Origin of the sequence: Frankia sp. AiPs1 (assembly GCF_023716945.1) — a bacterium.
GTDB lineage: Bacteria > Actinomycetota > Actinomycetes > Frankiales > Frankiaceae > Frankia.
In genome coordinates this window covers 1-9,722 of the sequence record NZ_JAMQQF010000204.1, presented here as the reverse complement: position 1 = coordinate 9,722, position 9,722 = coordinate 1, and the positions used below count along the sequence as shown (strand labels likewise).

Below are 9,722 nucleotides of genomic sequence, written 5' to 3'. Positions count from 1 at the left end.
AACCCGCGGCTCCCATGACCGGCGCCGCCAGGAACCCGCGGCTCCCATGACCGGCGCCGCCAGGAACCCGCGGCTCCCATGACCGGCGCCGCCAGGAACCCGCGGCTCCATGACCCACGGTTCCATGACGCGCGATCTCGGAGGCGGGTGGTCCTTGAGGCGGGCGGCCCTGGGCGGGCGGGGGCCAGGCGTGGCCGGTACCGCCGCCTACCTCGTAAGGTCGGGCCTGTGAGCGCACCCAAAACGAGCTTCGACTCCCCGATCGATCCCGTCATCGACGAGCTGTGGGATCGCCGGGCCGACCTGACCCCCGACGACGCCGACGCCCGCAAGACGATCGTCGCGGCCGTCGACGCCATCGACGCCGGGATCGCCCGCGTCGCGACCGTCGCCGCGGACGGCTCGGTCGTCGTCGACGAGCGGGCCAAGCGGGCGATCCTGCTGTCCTTCAAGGTTCTGCCGATGGCCGAGTCGGCCGCCGGGGACTTCCACTACCACGACCGGATGCCGCTGAAGACCCGGTTCGACGGCGTCCGGGTGGTGCCGGGGGCCATCGTCCGCTGGGGTGCGCACGTCGAGCCCGGCGCGATCCTCATGCCCAGCTACACGAACATCGGCGGATACGTCGGCGCCGGCACCCTGGTCGACACCTGGGCGACGGTCGGGTCCTGCGCCCAGGTCGGCAGCAACGTGCACCTCTCGGGCGGGGTCGGGCTCGGCGGCGTGCTCGAGCCGCCGAACGCGGTTCCCGTCGTCATCGAGGACGACGCCTTCGTCGGCAGCCGGTGCATGGTCGTCGACGGAGCCAGGGTCCGCCGCGGCGCCAAGCTCGGCGCCGGGGCGATCCTGACCGCGTCCACCCACGTCTTCGACGCGAACACCGGCGAGGAGTACCCGCGCGGCGAGATCCCCGAGCGGGCGGTCGCCGTGGGCTCCAGCCGGCTGAAGTCGTTCCCCGGCGGTGAGTTCGCGATGCCGTGCATCCTGGTGCTGCGCACCCTCGCCGAGGGCGAGATCCACGACAAGCTGGCGTTGAACGACGTCCTGCGCGAACACGGCGTCGCCGGCTGACCTCGGGCCCCGCGGAGCCGGGCCCCGCGGAGCCGGGCCGCCTGACCGGGCGCGCCGGTACCGCGGCTCGGCACCCGCAACGGCCGTAGGGTCGATGGCATGGATCTGGATCTCACCGCCCCGGTCGGCGAGCTCACTCGGCGGCTGGTCGACGTGCCCTCCGTGAGCGGCGGGGAGGCCCCGCTGGCGGACGCGGTGGAGAAGGCGCTCGCAGCGGTCGACGGGCTACGGGTCGAGCGGGACGGCGACGCCGTGGTGGCCCGCACCTTCCTCGGCCGGCCGTCCCGGATCCTGCTCGCCGGGCATCTGGACACGGTCCCGCTGGCGGACAACATCCCCGCGCGGGTGGTGGGCGGGCGACTCTACGGCTGCGGCAGCTCCGACATGAAGGCGGGCGTGGCGATCGCGCTGCGGCTGGCGGCCACCCTGCCGGTCGCCGCCGCCGCCCCCACCGCAGTCGGGGCGCTACGGCACGACGTCACCTGGATCTGCTACGACAACGAGGAGGTCACCGCCGACCGTAACGGGCTGCGCCGCCTCGCCGCGCGGCACCGGGACTGGTTGGACGCGGACCTCGCCATCCTGATGGAGCCCACCTCCGGCGAGGTGGAGGCCGGCTGCCAGGGCACGCTGCGCGCCGTCGTCACGCTGCCGGGCACCCGGGCGCATTCCGCCCGCTCCTGGCTCGGTGACAACGCCATCCACAAGGCCGCCGAGGTCCTGCGCCGGCTCGGCGAGTACCGCGCTCGGTCGGTGACACTGGACGGCTGCACCTACCGCGAGGGGCTGTCGGCGGTCCGCATCGACGGCGGCGTGGCCGGCAACGTGATCCCCGACCTGTGCCGGTTGACGGTGAACTTCCGCTTCGCGCCGGACCGCACGCCCGAGGGGGCGTTCGCCCACGTCCGGGAGGTCTTCGACGGCTACGACCTGGAGCTGACCGACCGGGCGGCCGGTGCGCCGCCGGGGCTTGCCGCGCCGGCCGCAGCCGCCTTCGTCGCCGCCACCGGCCGCGTCCCGGTGGCGAAGTACGGCTGGACGGACGTCGCGCGCTTCGCCGAGCTCGGCATCCCGGCGCTGAACTACGGCCCGGGTGACCCGAACCTCGCCCACACCCGCGACGAGTACGTGGAGCTCGCCGCGATCGACGAGGGCGAACGGCTGCTGCGCCGCTACCTGACCGGGTGACCGGGTGACCGCGTGACCCGTGTGACCGCCTGGCCGGGGGCGTATCCCCTCGCAACGTTGATATTCGGGCCGTCCTCGATGGGTCAGCAATCCCCCGGACCACTGGCTGCCGGCGTCGATCTGGCTCACGGTAAAATGAGTGCTCTCGGTAAATCTCGGTGGGCTGGGTCGGATTCTCAGGCTGGCATTCTGTGTTGGCGGGACATCACCACGCGACGAGCGGTTCATGATCCGTAGGGCCGTCGTGGTGTCGGCGAAAGCTGAGAGGCACCGGGAAAAGTCCACAACGGGGGGTTGTCATGAGAAGGTCCGTTCGCCCGCCCGGCCGCCGCCTCTCCCTGGTTCTGTTGCTGCTGGTGGCCGCGTGTGGCCCGGTGTCCCTCGGGAGCGGCGGTCACGGGGGGACCGACGGCGGCTCGGTTGGTCCCGGTGCGTCGGCGCCGCCCGCGCCAAGCGCGCCGACAATGTCCGCACCGAAATCCCACAACGAGACAACAACCCCATCGGCCGGATCCGCGTCGCCGTCGCCGGTGCCAGTGCCAGCGCCAGCGCCCGCCGTCACCGCCGGTACGGCGGACACGGCGGCGACGGATCCGCCGAATCCGATCTGGGGAACCCCGGTGCTGGCCGATTCCTTCAACGGAACCGCGCTCGATACCAAGCGCTGGGTGATCTACGATTCGCCGCAGGTCAAGTTGATGCCCCGGTCGTCGGCGAATGTCGCGGTCTCGGCTGGCGCGCTGCGCCTCACCGGCTGGATCGACTCCGCCGGGCGGGACGTCTCGGGCGGGGTGGCAAGCCGCATCAACCTCCAGTACGGCCGCTGGGAGGCGAGGGTCCGGGCCGAACGTGGCTCGGGTTACTCGGCGGTGGTCCTGCTCTGGCCGCAGTCGGAGAAGTGGCCGACGGACGGGGAGATCGACGTCGTCGAGGTGCCGGACCCCGAGCGGCAGGTCGGCGGCAACTTCCTGCATCTCGGCAGCGACAACCGGCAGATCGAGAACAAGGTTCACGCGGATTTCACTCAGTGGCACACGGTCGGGGTGGAGTGGCTGCCGAACCGGATCACCTACTACCTCGATGGCAAGGTCGTCTGGACCGTCACCCGACCGACGAGTTCAGGCGAGCGCAACATGATTCCGAGCAAACCGATGCACATGACGCTGCAACATGACCGCGGCTGTTTCCAGCTCATTCCATGCCGTAACGCGCAGACGCCGCCCACCGTGTCGATGTACGTCGACTGGATCAAGATATATCGGGCTCCGTCGACGATGCTCTGAGGTGTTCAGGACACCCCGTAGGTGTCCAGGACGCGCTGAGGTGTCCACGATGCTCTGGGGGTCCGCCGACGCCCACCCCCTTCGGGAGCAACGCGGCGAAGGGGTGCCGAGAGCCGAATCCGACGGCTCGCGGCACCCCTTCCCGGTGTCCTGCTGCCTCAGCTCGCCAGGCGGCGCAGCCCCAGCCGGCCCCGCACGTAGCCAAACGAGGTCGTGGCCACGCCGAAGACGACGGCCGCCGCGCGGGCGCGATGACCGCCGCCGGTCAGGTCGCGCCAGACGGCTCGCGGAAGGGTCCGGCTCACGTAGGTGCGTTCGGCCTCCAGGGCCGATTCCTGGCCGACGAGGCCGGCGACCCGGGCCTTCGACAGCCCCTCCGCGTAGCAGCGCCGCCGGAAGTAGGTGAACGTCGTCCGGTCGGTGGTCACCCGGTGAGCGACGACCGAGCCGGGTTCGTACAGGACGACGGCGTCCGGGTTGGACTGGCGTAGGCGGATCCCGAACTCGGTCTCCTCGCAGCCCATCGGGTCGGTCCCGGTGCGGCCGATGCCGTGGGTGAAGTCGCCGACCGCCTCGAAGGCCGAGCGTCGGAACGACATCGAGGCGCCGATCGGATTGCGCACGGGGGCGCGGGAGGTGGGCAGCCCCGCATAGCTGCACCCGACCACCCAGTCGAACTCGGGCGGGAACCAGCCCGGCCGATCGGTCGGCCAGGCCGCCAGGGCCGCTCCGCCGACACCCATGACCCGGGGATCCGCGTAGGGGGCGAGCATCCGCTCGAGCCAGCCGGGCTCCGCCCGGGCGTCGTCGTCGAGGAACACGACGACGTCGCCCGTGGTGGCGGCGATCCCGGTGTTACGGGCGCCGGACAGGCCGCGAGGGCCGGTGCTCGGCACGATTGCGACCGCCGGCATGGCCGCGACGGCGCGCCGCAGGAGCGCGTCGTTGTTGTCGACGACGAGGACGATGTCGTCCCCGGCCGCAAGCTGGGCACGGGCGCTGTCGACGGCTCCGCACAGGTCGGTCCAGCGTGCTTCGGTGTAGCAGCAGACGACCACCGAGGCGGTCGGCCGCTCGCCGGCGGGGTGGCGCTCGACCTCGGGAGCGTCGATGGTCTTGATGCCCCGGACGGTCTTGACGCCCCCGACGCCCTTGACGTCGAGGCCCCGCAGGTCGTCGGTCAGGTCCTGGGTCACGCGCTCTCCAACTGCGTCGCCGAGGTGGCGACCGGCGTGGCGACCGGCGTCGCGGGACCGCCGGCGGCGCTGCGCGGCTGCGGCTGCTCGGGGATCTCGAGCAGCGGATGCGGCAGGACGGTGGCGTGCGGGCGCAGTCGGCCCTTCCCGCGCCGCTCGACGAGGATCGTGCGCAGCACCCGGATGCCGTCGGAGAGGGCGTTGAGGTTGCTGACGCCGTGGATCCGGTGGTGCTCGTAGCTCGGCACCTCGACCACCCGCAGGCCGGCGAGGGCGACCCGCATGTTGATGAGGGTCTCGATCTCGAATCCGTCGCCCCAACGCTTCATCGAGTCCGACGGGCCCGGGGTCATCTCCAGGACGGGCAGGCACCGACGCCAGAAAGCGTTGTACCCGTAGCACAGATCGGTGTAGCGACTGCCGATGAGCAGGTTCACCAGGCCGTTGAGAACCCGGTTTCCCAGCGCGCGCAGCCTGGTGATGTCGCTGCTTCCGCCGCCCGCGCAGAAGCGCGAGCCCTTGGCGAAGTCCGCGCCGAGGACGAGTGCCGACACGTACGCGTCGATCTCGCCCGGGTCGGCCGAGCCGTCGGCGTCGAGCATGACGATGATCGAACCGGTGGCGGCCGCGAACCCGGACGCCAGCGCGTTGCCCTTCCCGCGCCTGGTCTGGTTCACGATGACCACGTCCGGACGCAGGCGGCGGGCGACCTCCACCGTCCCGTCGGTGGATCGCCCGTCGACGACCACGATCTCCACGTCCGCTGGCAGCCGCGCGAAGACGTGCGCCAGATTGCGGGCCTCATTCAGCGTCGGAATGATGACGCTCACGGTCGGTCGATGCTGCGTTGACGACATGAGAATTTCCCCCCCATGAAACTCGATGCCCCCCGTGCGAAGGGCCGTGGGCGCTATGCCCTGCGGGACCCTCGACAGGCCGAGTCGCCGCGGAGGAATGCCCGTGGATGGAGGCTGAATTTCTCCCCGTGCCCCCGTACCCCCGCTGGCCGTCGCCGATTCTTGGCGCGCACCACATACCCCCCGTTGAAGGATAGCAGGACGCGGTGCTCGCGGGCTACCAACCCGTCGATCCCCTCGAAGGTTCCGCGGATGACATGACTCGATCACGCTTTGTGATGCGGGCCGGATCGTGATTGTTTCGCCGGGGCAAAGGGCGGTGGACGGCGGCTTTGCGCCTCTCGCTAACCATCAGATCGAACGGTCGGCAAGGTGAACGATCGATGTGTAACTAGAATCTCTACAGGACGGTCGCCGGGTCTGGTCCGGTGTCGGGATGCCGGGCCAGGGCGGACGAGGCCGATCCTGAGGGGTGGACAAGAACGGGTCGGGTCTGCCGCGTAACAAGCGCGTGAAGCCCGCTCACCAGCGGTTACTGTGGTCCCGGGTGGGTCCGGCCCACGGCGTCCGGCGGCCGGAGGGGGGCCACCGACGTGCTAGCATGACCGGAACGGGTGGCGTATACGCAAAAGGGCTGCTAGCCCGGCACGCCACCTTCCGAAGGCTGGGGGGCTGGTTCGGGAGTCGGACTCTTCGCGCGTAGTTAGTTAATACCGTCATTGGGCAGGATTGTCCGAAATCGTCCATGGCGGATCTCTGTCGTTGGTCAGTTTGGGGGCTGGCTTCAGCATGCTCGAATTCGATCGGCAAGGCGGCGCGGAGCGTTCCGATCTGATATCCCGCACGGCATCGGAAGGTCCGGCCGCTCTGGTTGCACCTTGCTGTTCTCTCAGGCAGGCCATAAGCGCCTGCGCGGCGCCGAATCCAACGGACGAACCTCAGATGTGTGGTCAAGAGCACATTCCCGCGGCCATCAAGGCCGATAGTCTCGCGACTCCCGTGCGCGTCGACGACGCCTCCATCCCGGCATCCATCCCGTCCCCCTCGGTGGACGTCCCCACCATGAATGCCGCCAGGTCCGCGGCGGGGACGCCCGCGCGCCGGACCGATTCCGGCGCGCAACCCGGACCGCAACCGTCACCGGCGCGACGGCTACTCACCACCCTCGTGGGCTGGTACCGGCTCGCGGTCCTGTGCTCGCGGGTGCAGGGGCGTCATCGCGTCGTCGGCCAGGAGCCGGACGCCGGCCGGCCCGTCCGTATCGCGGAATACGAGCTGACCACCGCCCTGGTGACGGCCCGGGCGGCCGTCGGTCGCCCGCAGGCCACCTTCGGCGAGGTCCGGGTGCTGGTCCGCTGCCACGGCGTCCCGGTCGGGCAGCTCCAGATTCCGGACAGCGGGGACGCCAACGACGTCGAGGTCCCCCTGCTGGTCAAGAAGCAGGGGCTGGACCAGCACGACTGCTCCCACACCTGGCCGTTCGCCGTGTCCGAGCGGCGCAGCCCGGCCAGCGTGGTCATCCCGACCCGCGACCGGTCGGCGAGCCTGGGTCGGCTGATCACCTCCCTGCGCGAGGTGGCCGCCGCCGACATCGAGTTCCTGATCGTCGACAACGCCCCGGCCACCTCCGCGACCCGTGACCTCGTCGAGGCGGTGAGTCGGACGGACGGACGCTTCCGCTACCTGTGCGAGCCACGCCGGGGCGCGGCCCGGGCGCGCAACACCGGGCTCGCCGCGGCCGAGGGGCGGGCCATCGCCTTCCTCGACGACGACACCCAGGTCGACCAGCACTGGCTGCCGGCGATCCTCAGCGGGTTCGAGGCCGCGGACAACGTCGGCTGCGTGACCGGGCTGGTGCTGCCCGACGAGCTGACGACCTCGGCGCAGATCTGGTTCGAGCAGTACGGCGGCTTCGGCAAGGGGTTCGAGCGGCGGGTCTACGACCGCTGGACCCGGGCGAGCGCCCTCTATCCGTACGCCGCCGGCGCCTTCGGCTCCGGCAACAACGTCGCCTTCGACGCGGACACCGTCCGCGAACTGGGTGGCTTCAACGAGCTCCTCGGGCCCGGCACGCCCACGCACGCCGGGGAAGATCTCGAGCTGTTCACCCGGACCATCCGCTCCGGTCACCGGATCGTCTACGAGCCGTCGGCGATCGTTTACCACACCCACCGGCAGCAGTACGGCGAGCTGCTCGACCAGCTTCGCAACTACGGCACCGGGCTGTCCGCGATGCTGCTGGCCCAGGCGACGGCCAGCCCCCGGGAGTTGCTGGAGATCATGCGTCGGGTCCCCGCCGGACTGTTGTTCCTCCTGCTCCCGCGGTCGTCGAAGAACGTCAGCCGCGGGCCGCGCTTCCCCGCCGAGCTGGTGCTGACCGAGGTGCTCGGGATCGCCTCGGGTCCGTTCGCCTACGCGCGGGCGCGGCGCACCGAGCTCGGTCGCGGAGATCGGAACAGGCCAGGCGAAGCGGAGGACCACGCGAGGTGAAGCGGAGTAGCCCTGGGCGCCCCGGCACGCACGGGCGGGAGCAGTCCCGCCCGCGCCATGCCCGGACCAGACCCCGTCCGCGGTTCGCCCCCCTGCGGGCGGTCTCCTCGGCCACGGGGATCCTGCGTTCGCCGTTGCTGCGCAACGCCATCCTGCTGATGGCGTCCACGGCTATCACCGGAGTTCTCGGCATCGCCTTCTGGGCGATCGCCGCCTGGAAGTACTCGCCCGAGAACGTCGGGCGCGCCTCCACCGCCGTCTCCACGATGCTGCTGCTCTCCGGGCTGGCCCAGCTCAACCAGCAGAACATCCTGCCGGCCACCATCCCCGCGGCGAAGAAGCCCCGCCGGAAGATCATCCGGAACGCCTACGTCCTGTCCGGGCTGCTGGCGATGGTGCTCGCCCTGGGCTTCGTGGCGCTGTTCGGCCACCGCACCTTCCTGGCCGACTTCAACCCGTGGTTCTCGGTGTTCTTCGTGGCCGCGGTCGCCTTCTGGTGCGTGTTCACGCTGCAGGACTCGGTGCTCGCCGGCCTGCGCAAGGCGCCCTGGGTGCCGATCGAGAACGCCTTCTTCGCGGCGGCGAAGCTCGTCCTGCTGTTCGTGTTCGCCACCCTCGGGATCTCCGCCGGCCTGTTCTTCGCCTGGACGGCGCCGGTCTTCCTGCTCGTCCTCGTCATCAACACGCTCATCTGGCGCCGGGTGCTGCCGAAGAAGGGCAGCGCCGACCGCACCGGGCCGCTGCCCGTGGCCGTCGCGGCGACGGCGGGCGCACCCCGGCGGCGGGCCGACTGGTACATCATCGGGGACATGGCGGGCGGGCTCGTCCAGCTCGCGGCCACCACCCTGCTGCCCGTGATCGTCTCCGCCCGACTGGGCTACGAGGCCACCGCGTACTTCTACACGTCGTGGAACCTGGTCTCGGTCTTCGACCAGCTCATGGGCGGGGCCACCGCGTCCCTGACCGTCGAGGGCACCCGGGACTCCTCCCGGGTCAGCGCCCACATCCTCAGCATGGTCAAGTTCCTGCTGGCGTTCATCGTTCCGGTTGCCCTGCTCACGGCAATCTTCTCCGGCACCCTGCTCGGCCTCTTCGGCAGCGAGTACTCCCACGAGGGGAAGAACCTGCTGGCCTGCCTCGCGCTGGGCGCCATCTTCCGGGCCACCATCCTGCTGGCGGTGTCGATCAGCCGGGTGCAGCGCAAGGCGCGGCTGCTGCTGGCCATTCAGGGCTCCGTGAGCGTCTGCCTGCTGACGACCGCGCTGATCGTCGGTTCGCACGGGCTGACCGCCATCGGGCTGGCCTACCTCGCCTGCCACGTGGTGATCGCGCTGGCGGTGGTGCCGATCTACGTCAAGGCGCTGCGCCGGCCGCCGTCGGTACCCGACCCCGCCCGCGTCGGGCCGCGGGAGCCCGCGCCCACCCGGGGTCGACCGGTGCTGCCCCTGCCCTACGCCGACGTCCCGGAACTGGATCTGGTGGCACCCCGCCAGCCCGACCCGTACCTCCCCGACCCCGAGACGACCTGGCTCATCGAGCGCCGGCCGTCGATGCCCGACCCGCGCCAGTCCGCCCCGAGCCACTCCGCCCCGAGCCAGTCCGCCCCGCGCCAGGCCGGCCCGCGCCCACCAGGAGCC

The 9,722-nt window shown here is 71.1% G+C and carries 6 protein-coding genes and 1 pseudogene; 5 read left to right on the top strand and 2 right to left on the bottom strand.

Going from position 1 to position 9,722, the window contains the following annotated elements; translation table 11 throughout:
* The first annotated feature begins 228 nt into the window (after positions 1-228).
* From ND748_RS17695 to ND748_RS17685, 3 genes are all read left to right on the top strand, one after another.
* A complete protein-coding gene (locus ND748_RS17695; RefSeq protein WP_251746907.1) occupies positions 229-1,071 on the top strand; it encodes a 2,3,4,5-tetrahydropyridine-2,6-dicarboxylate N-succinyltransferase in 843 nt (280 codons plus the stop codon).
* Positions 1,072-1,170: 99 nt separating this feature from the next.
* Positions 1,171-2,259: a succinyl-diaminopimelate desuccinylase gene (gene dapE, locus ND748_RS17690; RefSeq protein ID WP_251746906.1), complete on the top strand. Its 1,089-nt coding sequence runs from the start codon at positions 1,171-1,173 to the stop codon at positions 2,257-2,259.
* A gap of 620 nt (positions 2,260-2,879) precedes the next feature.
* A complete protein-coding gene (locus ND748_RS17685; protein WP_251746905.1) occupies positions 2,880-3,542 on the top strand; it encodes a glycoside hydrolase family 16 protein in 663 nt (220 codons plus the stop codon).
* Positions 3,543-3,700: 158 nt separating this feature from the next.
* Here the strand turns inward: ND748_RS17685 and ND748_RS17680 are convergent, their stop codons facing one another.
* Complete coding sequence (locus ND748_RS17680) at positions 3,701-4,738, bottom strand: glycosyltransferase family 2 protein (protein WP_251746904.1); 1,038 nt, start codon at positions 4,736-4,738, stop codon at positions 3,701-3,703.
* On the bottom strand, positions 4,735-5,595 hold the full coding sequence (locus tag ND748_RS17675) for a glycosyltransferase family 2 protein (RefSeq protein ID WP_251746903.1): 861 nt from the start codon (positions 5,593-5,595) through the stop codon (positions 4,735-4,737). Before ND748_RS17675 ends, ND748_RS17680 begins: the two co-directional genes overlap by 4 nt.
* Before the next feature lie 942 nt (positions 5,596-6,537).
* Between ND748_RS17675 and ND748_RS17670 the strand changes: the two genes are divergently transcribed.
* Together ND748_RS17670 and ND748_RS17665 are read left to right on the top strand one after the other, a co-directional pair.
* A complete protein-coding gene (locus tag ND748_RS17670) occupies positions 6,538-8,085 on the top strand; it encodes a glycosyltransferase (RefSeq protein WP_251746902.1) in 1,548 nt (515 codons plus the stop codon).
* Positions 8,082-9,722 (top strand): annotated as a pseudogene (locus ND748_RS17665) (hypothetical protein); the annotation flags it as partial. The gene ND748_RS17670 and the pseudogene ND748_RS17665, both read left to right, overlap by 4 nt.

Excerpts from the sequence above, each read along its gene's own strand:
- dapE (WP_251746906.1), top strand. The coding sequence starts at position 1,171 with ATGGATCTGGATCTCACCGCCCCGGTCGGCGAGCTCACTCGGCGGCTG.
- ND748_RS17675 (WP_251746903.1), bottom strand. The coding sequence starts at position 5,595 with ATGTCGTCAACGCAGCATCGACCGACCGTGAGCGTCATCATTCCGACG.
- ND748_RS17670 (WP_251746902.1), top strand. The coding sequence starts at position 6,538 with ATGTGTGGTCAAGAGCACATTCCCGCGGCCATCAAGGCCGATAGTCTC.